General features: G+C 67.2%; 11 protein-coding genes and 2 riboswitches. Of the genes, 7 read left to right on the top strand and 4 right to left on the bottom strand.

What is annotated here, in order from left to right; translation table 11 throughout:
- The first annotated feature begins 126 nt into the window (after positions 1–126).
- Together OU994_RS20940 and OU994_RS20935 are read left to right on the top strand one after the other, a co-directional pair.
- On the top strand, positions 127–849 hold the full coding sequence (locus tag OU994_RS20940) for a hypothetical protein (protein ID WP_281607504.1): 723 nt from the start codon (positions 127–129) through the stop codon (positions 847–849).
- Positions 850–860: 11 nt separating this feature from the next.
- A complete protein-coding gene (locus OU994_RS20935; protein ID WP_281607503.1) occupies positions 861–1895 on the top strand; it encodes a hypothetical protein in 1035 nt (344 codons plus the stop codon).
- A gap of 60 nt (positions 1896–1955) precedes the next feature.
- Here OU994_RS20935 and gcvP read toward each other — a convergent pair whose 3' ends face one another.
- The 3 genes from gcvP to gcvT all read right to left on the bottom strand — a co-directional run bounded on the left by gcvP (position 1956) and on the right by gcvT (position 6522).
- Positions 1956–4853: an aminomethyl-transferring glycine dehydrogenase gene (gcvP, locus tag OU994_RS20930; RefSeq protein ID WP_281607502.1), complete on the bottom strand. Its 2898-nt coding sequence runs from the start codon at positions 4851–4853 to the stop codon at positions 1956–1958.
- Between the two features lie 119 nt (positions 4854–4972).
- Positions 4973–5356, bottom strand: coding sequence for a glycine cleavage system protein GcvH (gene gcvH / locus OU994_RS20925; protein WP_131145249.1), 384 nt, complete (start codon positions 5354–5356; stop codon positions 4973–4975).
- A 44-nt stretch (positions 5357–5400) separates the two neighbouring features.
- Positions 5401–6522 (bottom strand): glycine cleavage system aminomethyltransferase GcvT, encoded by a 1122-nt coding sequence (gene gcvT, locus OU994_RS20920; RefSeq protein WP_281607501.1) that lies wholly within the window; start codon positions 6520–6522, stop codon positions 5401–5403.
- A 93-nt stretch (positions 6523–6615) separates the two neighbouring features.
- Positions 6616–6736, bottom strand: a riboswitch (glycine riboswitch).
- A 22-nt stretch (positions 6737–6758) separates the two neighbouring features.
- Positions 6759–6846: riboswitch (glycine riboswitch) on the bottom strand.
- 216 nt (positions 6847–7062) lie between these two features.
- Here gcvT and OU994_RS20915 point away from each other — a divergent pair.
- Positions 7063–7623: an ATP-dependent Clp protease proteolytic subunit gene (locus OU994_RS20915; RefSeq protein ID WP_131145258.1), complete on the top strand. Its 561-nt coding sequence runs from the start codon at positions 7063–7065 to the stop codon at positions 7621–7623.
- Between the two features lie 174 nt (positions 7624–7797).
- On the opposite strand, the gene OU994_RS20910 is transcribed toward OU994_RS20915, so the two are convergent.
- Positions 7798–7983 (bottom strand): hypothetical protein, encoded by a 186-nt coding sequence (locus OU994_RS20910; protein ID WP_131145259.1) that lies wholly within the window; start codon positions 7981–7983, stop codon positions 7798–7800.
- Between the two features lie 328 nt (positions 7984–8311).
- Here OU994_RS20910 and OU994_RS20905 point away from each other — a divergent pair, with 328 nt between their 5' ends.
- From OU994_RS20905 to OU994_RS20890, 4 genes are all read left to right on the top strand, one after another.
- Positions 8312–10477, top strand: coding sequence for a DUF1631 family protein (locus OU994_RS20905; protein WP_281607500.1), 2166 nt, complete (start codon positions 8312–8314; stop codon positions 10475–10477).
- A 276-nt stretch (positions 10478–10753) separates the two neighbouring features.
- Positions 10754–11401, top strand: coding sequence for a phosphatase PAP2 family protein (locus OU994_RS20900; RefSeq protein ID WP_131145260.1), 648 nt, complete (start codon positions 10754–10756; stop codon positions 11399–11401).
- Positions 11402–11552: 151 nt separating this feature from the next.
- Positions 11553–15092, top strand: a complete 3540-nt coding sequence (gene smc / locus OU994_RS20895) for a chromosome segregation protein SMC (protein ID WP_281607499.1) — start codon at positions 11553–11555, stop codon at positions 15090–15092.
- Positions 15089–16525, top strand: a complete 1437-nt coding sequence (locus OU994_RS20890) for a cell division protein ZipA C-terminal FtsZ-binding domain-containing protein (protein ID WP_281607498.1) — start codon at positions 15089–15091, stop codon at positions 16523–16525. The genes smc and OU994_RS20890 overlap by 4 nt, the downstream gene beginning before the upstream one ends.
- Positions 16526–16533: the final 8 nt, after the last annotated feature.

Genomic DNA, 16533 nt, shown 5'->3' with positions numbered 1-16533 from the left:
TATTTTCTTATATGAATCAGTGGCTTGACTCTTCCGGAAGATTTCCGGAAGGCGCCCGCGCGGCTGGGTGACTACAGTCTTGCTAACTGATCGACCCCCATCTTAACATTTCTCTATAACAAATAGATGTCAAATTCTTACAACTCCTTCGACCTGGCGGATTTCCCGCGGCGCTACCTGAAACCCTTGCTGGTCGATGCGCTGCAAGCCCGGCTCGCGGCATGGCCGGTCGCGCTTGCGCTGCCGCCGGCCGCCGTGGTCGACCCGCTGGGGAGCGAAAGCGGACGCTCCGGCGTGCCGGCGGGAGTGTGGGGCGAGCCCTGCTTCGTGGCCACGGACCGGGGGTGGACCTGGCGCGACCATGCGCTGCTGGCATGGCGGACCGGCGGGGCGGTGGTGCACCAGCGCATCTCGGAGCAGGAGCGCCGCTATGACATCTACCTGTCCGAACAGCCGGACATGGCCGGCGTGCCGCGCCTGACCGTCGATTTGCACGCGTTGCAGACCTGCTATGAACGCGACGCCGTCACGGAGGGGGCCTGCGACCTGGGCGCCGGATGGGCCAGGCTGACGCAGCGCTGGTCGCTGCGATTGCAACTGATAGTTACGGCAGCTGGCCGGGTCAACGTCATCACCCGCGCAAGCCGGCCGGCCCCGCGCATGGATGCCGGCCGCAGCGGCCCCTGGCCCGGCGCCGACCCGCTGGCCCGCCTGCTGGACGTGCGGCGGCTGACGCGCGACTGGGAGCAGGGCGGTGCCTCCCTGGGCGCGGTGCGCGACCAGCTGGTGAGCCGGCTGGCCGCGGCGATCGAACCGCCGCTGGCCCGGTCCGTGCCGCAATTCGCCTAGGGCAGGGCGCCATGGTCAACCTGACCCTGCACGCCGGGATGGCGGAGCGCCGGCCGCTGTTCATCGTGCGCGACCGCAACCTGCCGGTGGTCTTCGGCGTGGACGGCGCCGGCCGGCTGCGCCTGTTGCAGCACATGGGCACCGGGGCCTGGTCCGACACCGACCTGTCGGCCGGGTTGCCCGATGGCGCGACCGTGCGCTGCGCCGACGTGCGGCAGGCGCCGGACGGCACGCTCAGCATCGCGCTGGCAGTCTGCAATGCTGCCGGCCGGTGCAACCTGCGCATCGGCACCGGCATTTCCGTGCAACAGGATGAAGCGGGCTGGCTGCACACCATGCGGCACCTGCCGGTCGCCCCCGGGCTGCCAACCGCTACCCTGGTCACCCACGTGGCGTTCGGCCCCCTGCAAGCCGGCGCGCCGCCGCTGCTGCTGGTGCACGCGGGCGCGGCCACCTGGTACTGCAACGCGGCGGCGCCGCTGCACACGATGCGCCCGCTCGACCTGCCGCCTGCGCGGGCATGCGCGATCGGCAATTACCGGCAGCCGGGCATCTGGGTGCTGCATGCCTACGGCAAGGGCAGTTCGCTGCGCTTCACGCCGCTGTGCGACCCGTTCGGCTGGTACGTGACGCTCGATTACCCGGACTTGCCGCCCCATGTGGACAGCGTGCTGCTGGCCCCGGGCGCGCAGCCGAACGTGCCGGACCTGTACGCGGCGGGCGAACGCATCGTCGTCTACCGGGGCGGCAACACCCCGCCCCAGACGGTGGCGCGCGTCGCCGGCGCCAGGCTGCTGTGGGGCCACGTGCATGACGGCGCCGACTATCTCGCCTACGCCGATGCCGGCGGCGCCCTGTGGATGCTGGTGCGGCCGCGGCGCGGCGCGTGGAATCCGCCATTCCGCCTGACCCGGCGGCGCGCTGTGCTGGCCGTGGCCGGGCAGTTCATCCATGCCGCCGCCATCGAGGAGGGCAGGCTGGAAGTGCAGCGCTTCACGATGGATGGCCAGTTGTATGGCAGCGAACTGGTGGCGGCCGACTGGTAAACGCAAAAAGCCGCCCGCCTGGCGGCGGACGGCTTTTATAGTTGAAACAGGCGCGAGCGCTTACTCGTAGGCGCTGATCGGCGCGCAACCGCACATCAGGTTGCGGTCGCCGTACACGTTGTCGGCGCGGCCGACCGGCGGCCAGTACTTCTGCTTGCGCAGCGACGCCAGCGGGTAGGCGGCCTGCGAGCGGCTGTATTGGCGGTCCCACTCGTCGGCGGTCAGCACCGCGGCGGTGTGCGGCGCGAACTTCAGCGGGTTGTTCGCCTTGTCGAATTCGCCGCTTTCCACCTTGGCGATCTCGCCGCGGATGGCGATCATCGCCTCGATGAAGCGGTCCAGCTCGGCCTTGGCTTCCGATTCGGTCGGCTCGATCATCAGCGTGCCCGGCACCGGGAAGCTCATGGTCGGCGCATGGAAGCCGTAGTCCATCAGGCGCTTGGCCACGTCCTCGTTGCTGATGCCGGTGGCATCGGTCAGCGGGCGCAGGTCCAGGATGCACTCGTGCGCCACCAGGCCGTCGTGGCCCGAGTACAGCACCGGATAGTGCGGCGCCAGGCGGCGCGCGATGTAGTTCGCGTTCAGGATCGCCGTTTCCGTCGCGGCGGTCAGGCCTTCGGCGCCCATCATGGCGATGTACATCCACGAGATCGGCAGGATCGAGGCGGAACCGTAGGCGGCGGCCGAGACGGCGCCGATGCCTTTTTCATTGCGCTGGTAGCCGGTGGAACGCTGGTTCGGCAGGAACTCCGCCAGGTGCGCGCCGACGCCGATCGGGCCCACGCCCGGTCCGCCGCCGCCGTGCGGAATGCAGAAGGTCTTGTGCAGGTTCAGGTGCGACACGTCGCCGCCGAACGCGCCCGGCGCGGCCACGCCGACCAGCGCGTTCATGTTGGCGCCGTCGATGTACACCTGGCCGCCGTGCGAATGCACGATCTCGCACAGTTCCTTGATGCCTTCCTCGAACACGCCGTGCGTGGAAGGATAGGTGACCATCACGCACGCCAGGTTCTTGCTGTGCTGCTCGGCCTTGGCCTTCAGGTCGGCCAGGTCGACGTTGCCGTTCTCGTCGCAGGCGGTGACCACGACCTGCATGTTGACCATGCTGGCCGATGCCGGGTTGGTGCCGTGCGCGGACGACGGGATCAGGCAGATGTTGCGGTGGCCCTCGCCGCGCGACTGGTGGTACTTCTGGATCACCAGCAGGCCGGCGTATTCGCCCTGCGAACCGGCGTTCGGCTGCAGCGACACGGCCGCGTAGCCGGTCACGGCGCACAGCATCTCTTCCAGCTGGCCGATCATTTCGCGGTAGCCCACGGTCTGGTCTTCCGGCGCGAACGGGTGGATGTTCGAGAACTCGGGCCAGGTGACAGGGATCATCTCGCTGGTGGCATTCAGCTTCATGGTGCACGAACCGAGCGGGATCATGGTGCGGTCCAGCGCCAGGTCCTTGTCGGCCAGCGAGCGCAGGTAGCGCAGCATTTCGGTTTCGCTGTGGTAGCGGTTGAAGACCGGGTGCGTCAGGTAGGCCGAAGCACGCGCCAGTTCGGCCGGGAAGGCATCTTCGGCCGATTCCTCGATGGCGGCGAAGTCGGGCGCATCGGCGTTTTCCTTCCCTGCGCCGGTGGCGAACACGGCCCACAGGGCGGCCAGCGTGCCGCGGTCGACCGTTTCATCCAGCGACACGCCCACGTGGCTCGCATCGATGCGGCGCAGGTTGATGCCGTTGGCGACGGCGGCGGCATGCAGTGCCTCGGCGCGGTCGGTGGCGATCGTCAGCGTGTCGAAGAACGTCTGGTTGGTGATCCGGTAGCCCAGCGTGCGCAGGTTGCCGGCCAGGATGCCGGTGTAGCGGTGCACGCGGGTGGCGATCTGCGCCAGGCCTTGCGGGCCGTGGTAGACCGCGTACATCGACGCGATCACGGCCAGCAGCACCTGGGCGGTGCAGATGTTCGACGTGGCCTTCTCGCGGCGGATGTGCTGTTCGCGCGTCTGCAGGGCCAGGCGGTATGCCATGTTGCCTTGCTGGTCGACGGTAACGCCGACCAGGCGGCCCGGCATCGAGCGCTTGTACTCGTCGCGAGTGGCCATGTAGCCGGCGTGCGGGCCGCCGAAGCCCAGCGGTACGCCGAAGCGCTGGCTGTTGCCGACCACCACGTCCGCACCCCATTCGCCCGGAGGCGTGAGCAGCGTGAGGGCCAGCAGGTCGGCGGCGACGACGATCATGGCGCCGGTGGCTTTCACTTTTTCGACGTCGGCGCGGTAGTCGCGCACGGAACCGTCGACGCCCGGATACTGCAGCAGCACGCCGAAGGCATCGCTCACGCCGGCCAGTTCCGCCGGATCGAAGGTGCGCACCTCGATGCCCAGCGGTTCGGCGCGCGTGCGGATCACTTCCAGCGTCTGCGGCAGCACGTCATTCGCCACGTAGAACAGTTTCGATTTCGACTTGCCGACGCGCTGGAGCAGCGTCATCGCCTCGGCGGCCGAGGTGCCTTCATCGAGCATCGACGCGTTGGCGATGCCCATGCCGGTCAGGTCGGTGATGGCCTGCTGGAAGTTCAGGATCGCTTCCAGGCGGCCTTGCGAGATCTCCGGCTGGTACGGCGTGTAGGCGGTGTACCAAGCCGGGTTTTCAAAGATGTTGCGCAGCACCACGCCAGGCGTGAAGGTGCCGTGGTAGCCCTGGCCGATCAGCGACTTCACGACCTTGTTCTGCGCCGCGATGCCTTTCAGCTTCGCCAGCGCGGCCTGTTCCGGCATCGGCTCGGCGAACTGGCCGAGCGGCAGGGCGGCGCGGTTGCGGATATTTTCCGGAACGATCGCGTCGATCAGCGCGGCGCGCGAGGCATAGCCGAGCGTGTCGAGCATCTGCTGCTGTTCGGCGGCGTCCGGGCCGATGTGGCGGGCGATGAAGGCGTCACGCGCTTCGAGTTGGGTCAGGCTGGTACGGGTCATGAAGGGTCTCTTGGGCCAATAAGGGGCCAATAAGGGGGCCGGATTAGATGGGGCCGATGCGGGGGCCGATGCGGAAGGCCAAGGCAGGGCCAATGCGGGGCCGGCCCCGTATTGCGGTATCAGGAAGCGGTGTTCTTGCCGTAGGCGTCGGCGTCCAGCAGGGCGTCGATCGCGGCGGCGTCGGCCGGCTTCATCTTGAACAGCCAGGCGTCATAGGCGTTGGCGTTGATCGATTCCGGCGCGCCGGCCACCGCGTCGTTGACGGCGGTGACTTCGCCCGACACCGGAGCGTAGATGTCGGAAGCGGCCTTCACCGATTCCACCACGGCGGCATCGTCGCCCGCGGTGTAGCTGTTGCCGACTTTCGGCAATTCGACGAAGACGATGTCGCCCAGCGCGTCCTGGGCGAATTCGGTGATGCCGACCGTGATCGTGCCGTCGTCTTCCTTGCGGATCCACTCGTGGGATTCGGTGTACTTCAGCTCTGCGGGAATGTTGCTCATGTGTTGCTCCAGATTGGTGGTGTTGTTGGGGAGGTCAGGCCTGTTCAGGCGACGAGGATTTTACCGTTCCGCACGAAAGGCAGTTTCACCACCGTGGCGGCCAGCTTCTTGTCGCGAATTTCAACGTGTACGGTATCGCCCACCTGCACGCCCATCGGCACGCGCGCCAGCGCGATCGCCTGCTGCATCGTGGGGCTGAAGGTGCCGGAAGTGATTTCGCCGGTGGCGCCATCGGCCGCGATGACTTTCTGGTGGGCGCGCAGCACGCCGCCTTTTTCGCGCAGGATCAGGCCCACGAACTGGGCGTTCTGGCCCTTGGCCTGCAAGGCGGCCTTGCCGACGAAGTCGCGCTCCGATACCAGGTCGATGGTCCACGCCAGGCCGGCGTCCAGCGGGTTCACCGTCTCGTCCATGTCCTGGCCGTACAGGTTCATGCCCGCTTCCAGGCGCAGCGTGTCGCGCGCGCCGAGGCCGGCCGGCTTCACGCCGGCGGCGGCCAGCGCGTTCCACAGGGCTTCGGCCTGCGTGGCGGCCACGCCGATCTCGAAACCGTCTTCACCCGTGTAGCCGGTACGCGCCACCATGGCTTCGCCGAACGCGGTGTCCTTGACGATGGCCACGTTGAACGGCTTCATCTCCGCCGTGGCTTCCTTCGCCTGCGGGATCAGTTCCCAGACCTTGGCGCGGGCATTCGGGCCCTGCACGGCGACCAGGGCCATGGCATTCGCGGGGTTGTCGCGGCGTTGCGTGATGGTCAGGCCGGCCTGCCACTCGTCGCTCTTCGCCTGCATCCACGCCACGTCCTTCTCGGCGGTGCCGGCGTTGACGACCAGGCGGAACCGGTTTTCGGTGAAGAAGTAGACGATCAGGTCGTCGATCACGCCGCCTTCGGGATTCAGCATGCACGAGTACAGGGCCTTGCCCGATACCTGCAGCTTGTCGACATTGTTGGCCAGCAGGCGGCGCAGGAAGCCACGCACGTCGCTGCCTTCGATGTCGACCACGCACATGTGGGCCACGTCGAACATGCCGGCGTCACTGCGCACGGCGTGGTGTTCTTCGATCTGCGAACCGTAGTTGACGGGCATGTCCCAGCCGCCGAAATCGACCATGCGGGCGCCGAGGGCGCGGTGGGCTGCGTTGAGGGGAGTAGCTTTGAGCGTCATGGGGCCTCGGACTTCGGTTGGGGTTAACAGCACAACAGCCACGCAATGACACGCACTGGCACGGAAGAAGCGGACAGCTTTTCCACTGTTGTTCGTTACCCCTCTGTCCTCGGTACCTGAGAGATAGCGGTTCGATGACTCGACGCCGCACGCCCCTTCGGTGGGCAAGCTTACCGGTTACCGTGCAAGCGTGCCGCTCTCCAGAGTTTCGGCCGCGCGCACATTGCTGGCGCTGCGACCCCTGACCGGTCCTTGATGCCTGAGAGTTTTTGGGTGTTGCCCCTTCGGCGGCAGCTGGGCGCTGCGCTCTCCCGGTCGAGGATCGGGACTATAAGTTAAGTGGGAGGGGGTGTCAATCTGGCAGGGGCAACGATGCCATGCCGACGGCAGGCATCGGCGGCGTGGTCCGCTAGTCTTGCAGCGGCGCAGGCAATGGTAATTCTCAGCAATGCCCGGCATCGCCACCCGCGCCCGGTCGTGCGGCCTAAAAAAAGACCGTGGGCTAGAATGGCGAACAGCGTTCTTTGAGGGTAAAAAAACATGAGCGAGGATAAGCAAAAGCTGGATGGCGCGGCGTGGTTCACGCTGTCGGGTGACGTCAACAGCGACATGGTGCACCGCGTGTTCGAAGCGGTGGCGGACATGACGGAAGATGGCGTGGAGACTGCCCACATCCTGCTGCAGTCGAACGGCGGCTATGTCAGCGATGGCCTGTGCCTGTACAACTACCTGTCGAACCTGCCGATCAGGATCGTGATGTACAACGGCGGCGCGGTGGCGTCGATCGCGGTGATCCTGTTCCTGGCGGGGCAGGAGCGCTATGCCAGTGAAACCGGGCGTTTCATGGTGCACAAGTCGCATGCCAGCGCGCCCTCCGGCGCCCGGCCCGATGCGCTGCGCATCATTGTGGAAGGCTTGCAGGCCGACGATGCGCGCACGGAGTCGATCCTGCGCCAGCACGTGCAGCTGTCGGACGAGCACTGGCTCGTGCATGCCCATGCCGACCTGCACCTGACCGCGCACGATGCCGCGAAGGTGAAGCTGATCAACGAGGTGCGCAATTTCCGCCCGCCGAAAGGCAAGCGCGTCACGAACATCTGAGCACGTTCGGGCCGGACGGGGGCATGACCGGGAAGCGAGCCCGAAACGAGCGTGGACGAGAAAAGAGCTTGGAATGGCGCTACCCTTCCAAGCCCTTCTCATGGTGAGGCATCCCGTTGCGGATGCCAGCCGCTCGGCGGCCGTGCCGGCGCGACGTTGCCTGCCGGTGCGTAGTTACTTGCCGCGCGAGCTGGACTTCTTGCCGTCGTTCTTGTGGCTTTGACGGCCAGCCTCGGCGTGCTGCTCGGGCGTGCCGCCCTGGGTGCCACCGGAACGGGAACCCTGGTTGCCGGATTGCTTCGAGCTGCCGGAAGAGGAAGAACCCTGCTTGTTGCCACCGCTTTTCTGATTCGAGGCCATTTTGCTTTCCTTTCGATTGGAGTGGGGTCACGGCCCGAAGGCGCATGGGCGAAAGCGTTTGCACTGGTGCGTCGCAATTCGCGGATGCGTTTCCGGTAGCGAAATGATGCGTTTTTGATCAGCCCCCGGATATCGGAATTAACCGTCAAGCCCTGTAGGACAAGGCCTTGTAGCACGAGAATAAAACTCGACAATACAAGGACTTGCGAGCTCAGCCGTACCAAAGCATGGACGAGCGCGCCACATAATCGTCGATACTTTCCCGTGAGCTATTGCTTTGTGGAAAGTATGTGGCAGAATGGGGGCTTCCCACGTTCCCGCCGCTGCCATGCCTACTGCCACCCGCTCCACGATGCCACCGAGGGCCGTCAGCCCGCGGCACGCCGTGCTGGAAGAAGCGATCGGCATCGTGCTGCGGGAAGTGCGTGCTGGTTTCTCCACGTTCTGTACGATGCTGGCGGCACGCCTGCTGGAGCCGTGTCCGCCCGCGGCCGATTCACGCGACCGCCTTCGCGCCGCCAGCCTGCTGCGCGACCACGCAACGCTCCTGCCGCTCGCACTCGGCGTGCTGGAACGGGTCCTGCGCGAGGAGCTGGCGCAACTGGCGCCGCAGCCGCGTCCATCGCGTGAAGCGGATCTGCCGCTGGCGCTCGTGCCGTACGAGGAAATGGACCAGCGCGTCGCCTTTGCCGCCATGGCCAGGCCGTTCGATGCCGCGCACGCCGATGCGCTCGCCACGCTGAATGCCCGCCTGGCCCGCCTGTTCGAGCGCCACGCGCTGCGCGTCAATCCGTTCCGACCCGAGGTGTTCATCGCCGCGCTGCACCAGGCGTGGAGCGCCTTCGATGGCGAAGAGGCCAGTGGGGCCGCCGTCCTGGCGCTGCTGCAGGGGGACTGCTTCCATGACCTCGGCGGTATCTACGGCGCCGTCGATCGCGCGCTGGAAGACCATGGCGTGGTGGCCGGGCCGGTTCGCCGGCCATGGGCGCGGCAAGACATCCAGGCACAGGCGCATGACGCCCGGCGCGAAGCCCGGCTGGCCAGCCAGTTGCGGGCGTTTTTCGGGCAGTCCGGCGCCGATGGGGCTCCGCAGGGCGGCCGGGCGGGCGGGCAAGCAAGCGCGCAAACATCAGGACAACCAGAGGGGCAAGCAAGCGGGTTATCAAGTGGGCTAACAGGTGGCGCAACCAGCGGCCAGGCGGCGGCGCTCGATCCCCGCCTGCTGGAATGGCTGGCAAGCATGCCGACGGGGCAGGGCGCGAACGCCGCCCCGCTGGCGTCGCTCAAGCGCGCCGCGCCACGGGGCATGCTGTCGCGTGCCGACGAAGGCACCATCGACCTGCTGGGTGCCGTCTTCGAGACCGTGTCCGGCGACCAGGCGATTTCGCCGGAGAGCCGCGAGCTGCTCCAATTGCTGCAACTGCCCCTGCTGAAGGCGGCGCTGGCGGACAAGGAATTCTTCTTCCAGGCCGAGCATCCGGCCCGCACCCTGCTCGAACTGCTGTCGCGCATGGGCTGGGAGCGCAGCCTGGCGGGCGCGGAGCGGCGCGACGACCCGCAGTTCCAGGCCATGCGCCGCAGCGTCGACCTGGCCGCCCGCGACGGCGATGCGGCCACCACTGCCTTCGCCCAGGCCGTGCGCGAGCTGGAAGCCGCACTGAAAGTGGAAGAGGCCGATGCCGCCGCGGCGCTCGCGGTGCCGGTGGCCAGCGCGCTGAAGCAGGAAAAGACCGCGACTGCGCGGCGCGCCGCGCGCGATGCGGTGGCCCTGCGTGTCGGCACCGGCGAGGTGGTGGCGGTGGTCGAGGCCTTCCTGGAAAACAAGTGGACCGACGTGCTGACCGTGGCCTACAGCATCGACGACGACAAGCCCGGCGCCGTGCGCCACGCCACGCAGGCGATGGACGACCTGCTGTGGAGCGTGCGGCCGAAGCTGGGGGCCGAGGAACGCAAGGCGCTGATCGCGAAACTCCCCGGCCTGCTTGCCACGCTGAACCGCTGGCTCGACGTCATCAAGTGGCAGGATGCCGACCGGCTGCGCTTCTTTGCCGAACTGGCCGATTGCCATGCGTCGATCGTGCGTGCGCCGCTGGACATGCCGGCCGAGCGGCGCCTGGAACTGTCCGTGCAGGCCACGCAGCTGGCCGCGGAGCGCCGCCTTGCCCGCGCGGCGCAAGCGCCTCGAACGGCCGGGGTGGCCCGGACCGCACCGGAAGATGAACTGGCCGGCCTGGCGCGCGGCACCTGGTTCGACTTTACGGAGGAGGGCGTGTCGCGCAAGGTGAAGCTCGCCTGGATCAGCCCGCTGCGCTCGCTGTACATCTTTTCCAGCGGCACGCGCCAGGAAGCGTTTTCGCTGCCGGCACAGGATCTGGTACGGCGGCTCAATGCCGGCACGGCGACGGTGCTGCAGGCCGAAGGCGTGGTGGTGCGTGCGCTGTCGCGGGCACTGGCGGTAAACGATGCCGATACCGACCCCGCCGTCGCCGCGTGATGCGGGTGCTTGTCGCAGCCGCCAATGCCGGCGGTGCGGCCCGTCAGAATGACCGGGGCCGCGCGTTGTCGTGGCAAAAAAGGCAAGTTTAAGAAGAACTTAATGTAGAGTGACTACGCTGCCGGCTCCATTCCTGGCATGGCGGGCGGTGCTATAATTGCCATGTGGCAATGATCCGCAGTGCATGCGGGATGCGGCCGGCCAGCGGTACAGGCGGCAAGCAGTGCAAACGACAATCAGTGCAAACGACAAGCAGGCGATGACAAGGAACCGAAGATGATGTGGTGGTGGATGGCGCTGTCGGTGCTGGGCAGCATGAGTGTAACGGGACCGCTGGGCATCGCCGTGGCCGTGTGGCTGCTGGCCGGCCGCACGTGGCGCCTGTCGCTGTCGTGGTGCCTGCTGTTCGGCATCGGCATGCTGCTCGTGGTCGCCACCAAGGTCGCCTGGTATGGCTGGGGCATCGGTATCCCCGAGTGGAAGTTCGCCGGCCTGTCCGGCCATGCGATGCGCGCCTGCGCCGTCTATCCCGTGGTCTTCTACCTGATGTTCCTGAAGGCGCGCCCGATGGTTCGCCACGCGGCGCTGGCGGCCGGCGTGCTGCTGGCCGGGCTGATCAGCCTTTCCCGCGTGCCGGTGCTGGCCCATTCGATGTCCGAGGTGGTGCTGGGCGGCGCGGTGGGCCTCGCGGTGGCCGCGGCGTTCATCCTGACGGCGCGCAGCGAACAGCCGGCCGTCGTGGGCCGCATCCTGGTCGCGCTGTGTGTGCCGCTGGTGCTCGTGATGCCGTTCACGAAGCCGGTACCGGCCGAACAGTGGGTGCGCGAGGTGGCCATGCAGCTGTCCGGTAACGAACCGGCCAAGCGCACCTGGAAGCTGGCGCCGCACCGCGTGCGCCTGCCCCAGCTTCGGCAAGCCATCTAGGCACGGCGCTGGTTGCCGCGCTGGTGCCTGCCAGGTGCCTCGCGCGCAATAGTGCGATTTTGTCCAGACCCGTTGCGCGCGATGGTATGATAGGCGCCTTTGCAAACAGCCTGCCGGGCGAACAACAGTCGGGCAAAGTACATTCTCCTTCGTGCGTCTATCTTCCATTAAATTGTCGGGATTTAAGTCGTTCGTCGATCCCACCAATTTCCAGGTGCCCGGGCAGCTGGTAGGCGTGGTGGGACCGAACGGCTGCGGCAAGTCGAACATCATCGACGCGGTGCGCTGGGTGCTGGGCGAATCGAAAGCCTCCGAGCTGCGCGGCGAATCGATGCAGGACGTGATCTTCAACGGTTCCACGCACCGCAAGCCGGCCGGCCGCGCCTCGGTCGAACTGGTGTTCGACAACCACGACGGCAAGGCTTCCGGCCAGTGGGGCCAGTATGCGGAGATCGCCGTCAAGCGCACGCTCACGCGCGACGGCACGTCCACCTACTACATCAACAGCCAGCCGGTGCGCCGGCGCGATATCCAGGACATCTTCCTCGGTACCGGCCTGGGGCCGCGCGCGTACGCCATCATCGGCCAGGGCATGATCGCCCGCATCATCGAATCGCGGCCGGAAGAATTGCGCGTGTTCCTCGAGGAAGCCGCCGGCGTCTCGAAGTACAAGGAACGCCGCCGGGAAACGGAAAACCGCCTGCACGACACGCGCGACAACCTGCTGCGCGTGGAAGACATCCTGCGCGAGCTGACCGGCAACCTGGAAAAGCTGGAAGGCCAGGCCGCCATCGCCACCCGCTTCCACCAGCTGCAGGCCGAACAGGACGAGAAGCAGAAGCTGCTGTGGCTGCTGCGCCGCAACGAGGCGCAGGCCGAGCAGGCGCGCTGGTTCGCGGACGTGCTGCAGGCGCAGACCGACCTGGAACGCGATACGGCGCAGCTGCGCAACGTGGAACTCACGCTGGAACAGATGCGGCAGGCCCACTTCGCCGTCGGCGACCGCCTGCACACCGCGCAGGGCGCCCTGTACCAGACCAATGCCGACATCGGCAGCCTCGAGGCGCAGATCAAGTATGTCGTGGAAGCGCGTGCGCGGCTGCAGCAGCAGATCGGCACCCTGACGGCGCAGCGCGACACATGGCAGAAGCAGGCCGGGGAATACCGCGGCCAGGTCGAAGAAGCTGAATTCAACCTGGAAGAACTGGCCGCGAAGGTCGAGGAATCGCGCATGCTGGCCGAGCAGAAGGCCGAACTGCTGCCGCTGCTGGAAGCGGAGTGGCGCGCCGGGCAGGAAAAGGCGACCGAATCGCGCGCCCGCATCATGCAGGTGCAGCAGCAGCTGGAGCTGGAATCGGCGCACCAGCGCAATGCCTCGAACATCCTCTCCGGCCTGGCGACGCGGCGCGAGCGGCTGCAGCAGGAACGCAACGGGCTGGCGATGCCCGATGCGGCGCACCTGGAAAACCTGCGCTACCAGCTGGAGGAAAAACAGCAGGCCCTGGAAGAAGTGGGCATGCAGCTGGAAGAGGCGCTGGAGCAGCAGCCCCGCCTGGAAGAAGAACGGCGCGCCGCGCAAGCGGCCGTGCAGGCCGAAACGGCGGCCAGCGCGCAGCTGGAAGCGCGGCTGAACGCGCTGCGCCAGTTGCAGGAGCGGGTGCAGACGCAGGGCAAGGTCGTGCCATGGCTGAAGAAGCACGGTCTGGACGAGTTGCCGCGCCTGTGGCAGCAGCTGGCCATCGAGCCGGGCTGGGAAGCGGCCGTGGAATCGGTGCTGCGCGAACGCACCGGTGCGCTGCAGGTGTCGAACCTGGACTGGGCAAAACACTTCATGGGCGACGTGCCGCCGGCGAAGCTGGCATTGTACTCAGCGTCCATCGTTGCGCCCGTCACCACCGCGCCGGCCGCTGCCGCGCCGGTGGGCTTCAAGCCGCTGCTCGACCTGCTGAAGCTGAACGATCCCGGCCTGCGCGGCGTGTTGCAGGACTGGCTGCACAATGTGTTCGTGGCCGAGGATACGGCACAGGCATTTTCCAACCGCGCGCACCTGCCGGCGGGCGCCTGCTTCGTCACGCGCCAGGGCCACGTCATCACACAGTCGAGCGTGCGCTTCCACGCCGCCGATTCGGAGCAGGAAGGCATGCTGGGCCGCCAGCAGGAGATCGAGAATATCGGCAAGCAGCTGCGCGCGCAGGCACTGCTGGCCGAGGAAGCACGTACCTGCGCGGCGCGGGCCGAGGCGGCGGTGACGAACCACGCGCGCCTGCTGGCCGAGCTGCGGCAGAAGAACGCCTCGCTGACCTCGTCCGTGCATGCCGTGCAGCTGGACGTGGTGAAGCTGTCCGAGATCGAGGCCCGCTTCGCCCAGCGCAGCACGCAGATCGAGGGCGACCTCGCCGAAATCGCCGCGCAGGAAGCCGAGCAGGCGCAGGCCCGGCTGGAGTCGGAAGAAAAGTTCGAACAGCTCGACATGGAGCTGGCCGAACTGCAGGGCGCGCACGGGGAGGGGCAGGAAGGCTTCCTGCGAATCGAGGGCCGGCTGGCCGATGCGCGCGAGGCGCTGCGCGACCTGGAGCGGCGCGCCCAGGAAGCGGAGTTCGCCGAAAAATCCGCGCGCAGCCGCATCGACGAACTGCGCCGCAGCATCGCCACCGCCACCACGCAGGCCGCCCAGGTGGCCGAAAGCCTGCGCGCCGGCGAGCTGGAACTGGCCGGCCTGGTGTCCGGCACCGCGCAGGAAGGCTTGCAGGAACTGCTCGACCGCCGCACCCAGCAGGAACGCGCGCTGGCCGATGCGCGCCACGAACTGGACCAGATCAGCCAGCAGCTGCGCCACGCCGAAGAGGCGCGCATGTCCGGCGAGCGGAGCCTGCAGCCGCAGCGCGACCGCATCATGGAGATGCAGCTGAAGGAACAGGCGGCGCGGCTGAACCAGGAACAGTTCGCCCAGCAGCTGGCCGAAGCCCAGGCCGACGAGCAGGCGCTCGCCGCGAAACTGCAGCCGGACATGAAGGCGCAGTACCTGCAGGCCGAGGTCACGCGGCTGACCAATGCCATCGCCGCGCTGGGCGCCGTGAACCTGGCCGCGCTCGACGAACTGGCCCAGGCTTCCGAACGCAAGAATTACCTGGATGCGCAGAACGGCGACCTGCTGGAAGCGATCGGCACGCTGGAAGATGCGATCCAGAAGATCGACAAGGAAACCCGCGACCTGTTGCAGGAAACCTTCGACCGCGTCAACGGACACTTTTCCGAACTGTTCCCGATCCTGTTCGGCGGCGGACAGGCTAAACTGATCATGACGGGCGACGAGATCCTCGACTCCGGCGTGCAGGTGATGGCGCAACCGCCGGGCAAGAAGAATGCGACGATCCACCTGCTGTCCGGCGGCGAGAAGGCGCTGACGGCGACGGCCCTCGTGTTTTCCATGTTCCGGCTGAACCCGGCACCGTTCTGCCTGCTCGACGAAGTCGATGCACCGCTGGACGACGCCAATACGGAACGTTTCTGCAGGATGGTGAAACGGATGTCCGACCAGACCCAATTCCTCTTCATCTCGCACAACAAGATTGCGATGGAGATGGCCACTCAACTGATCGGTGTGACGATGCAGGAGCAGGGCGTATCGCGCATCGTGGCGGTGGATATGGAAGCCGCCGCCAATTTCGCTACCGAGGCACAAGCAGCATGACAGATTTTCAGACCAGTTTGATCGCAGCCGCCGGCGTGTTCGTCGCCGGCGTATTCATCTACAACAAGTGGCAGGAGCACAAGGCCAAGAAGAGCGTCGAGCGGGCCTTCGCGTCCGAGCACGACGACGTGCTGATGCGCGCCGAGGAACCGGCCTTCGATGCGGGGGGCATCGACCCCGCGCTGGATGCCGCGCATGCGCCGCTCCATACCCATGACGATGCGCCGGCTCATGCACCCGCTCATGCGCAGGCTCATGCTCCAGTGACGGCGCGCGCGGAACCGAGCTTCACGCTGGGCGACCTGCCGATGGTCGACGCCGGCTCCGGCGCCTACGGCAAGCCGCCGCACGAGGACACGGTGGCGCCGAGCGTGGTCGCGGACGACGTGCAGCGCCTCGAGCCGTCGGTCGACGTGCCTGCCGGCGTTGCCGAGCCGCTGGCCCCTGCCGCCCCCGCGGCTCCGGTGACGCCAGCCGCGCCCGTTGCCGCCGCTCCTGCTTCGACTGCCGCTCCGGCGCCTGCTCCAGCTCCCGCTCCTCCTACTCCGACTCCTGCTCCTGCGCCTGCTGCAACACCGGCAATCGAGCCCGCGGTACCGGTGCGCAGCGCCGACGCGGCCGTGCCGCCGTCCGAACTGGCCACGGCGCTGGTCGATCCGCTGATCGACTGCCTGCTCCCGCTGGAGATGGCCGCACCGCTGCGCGGCGAGAAGCTGCTGCCGGTGCTGCAGAAGCTGCGCCTGGTCGGCAACAAGCCGGTGCACTACGTGGGCCTGGCGGTGTCCGGCGACTGGGAACCGATCCGCTACGGCACCGTGTACACCAAGCTGCAGGGCGGCGTGCAGCTGGCCAGCCGCACCACGGCCTTGAACGAACTGGAATATTCCGAGCTGGTGACGCGCCTGCGCACCATGTCCGACGAGATCGGCGCCGAGCCGCAGATCCCCGACATGATGGAAGTGATGGCCGAGGCGCGCAACCTGCACCGCTTCGTGGCCGCCCACGATGCCCAGCTGGGCGTCAACCTGGCCGCCAACGGCGCGCCGTGGGATGTGACCACGCTGGTCGGTGCGCTGGAAAAGCAGGGCTTCGACCTGCGCCCGGATGGCCGGTTCGTGATGTCGGACGGCGAAGGCGGCCAGCTGTTCACGCTGTCCACCAACGTCTCGCCGGCCGAGGAAACCACGGGCCGCCTGACGCTGCTGCTGGACGTGCCCTGCGTGGCCCCGGCGCGCGACGGCTTCGGCGCCATGATCGCCTGCGCCAAGTCGCTGGTGCAGCGCCTGGATGCGATCATCGTCGACGACTACAACCAGCCGCTGTCCGATGCGTCGATCGCCGAAATCGCCGGGCAGGTGAAGGAATTCTACGCCGACATGGAAGCGTCCGATATCCCCGCCGGTTCCACGCGCGCATTGCGCCTGTTTAACTGATTGATTTG

It is taken from the genome of Pseudoduganella sp. SL102 (genome assembly GCF_027856995.1).
Taxonomy (GTDB): Bacteria; Pseudomonadota; Gammaproteobacteria; order Burkholderiales; family Burkholderiaceae_D; genus Rugamonas; species Rugamonas albidiflava.
Note: the sequence above shows the minus strand (reverse complement) of the source record. Positions and strands in the feature narration are given on the sequence as shown.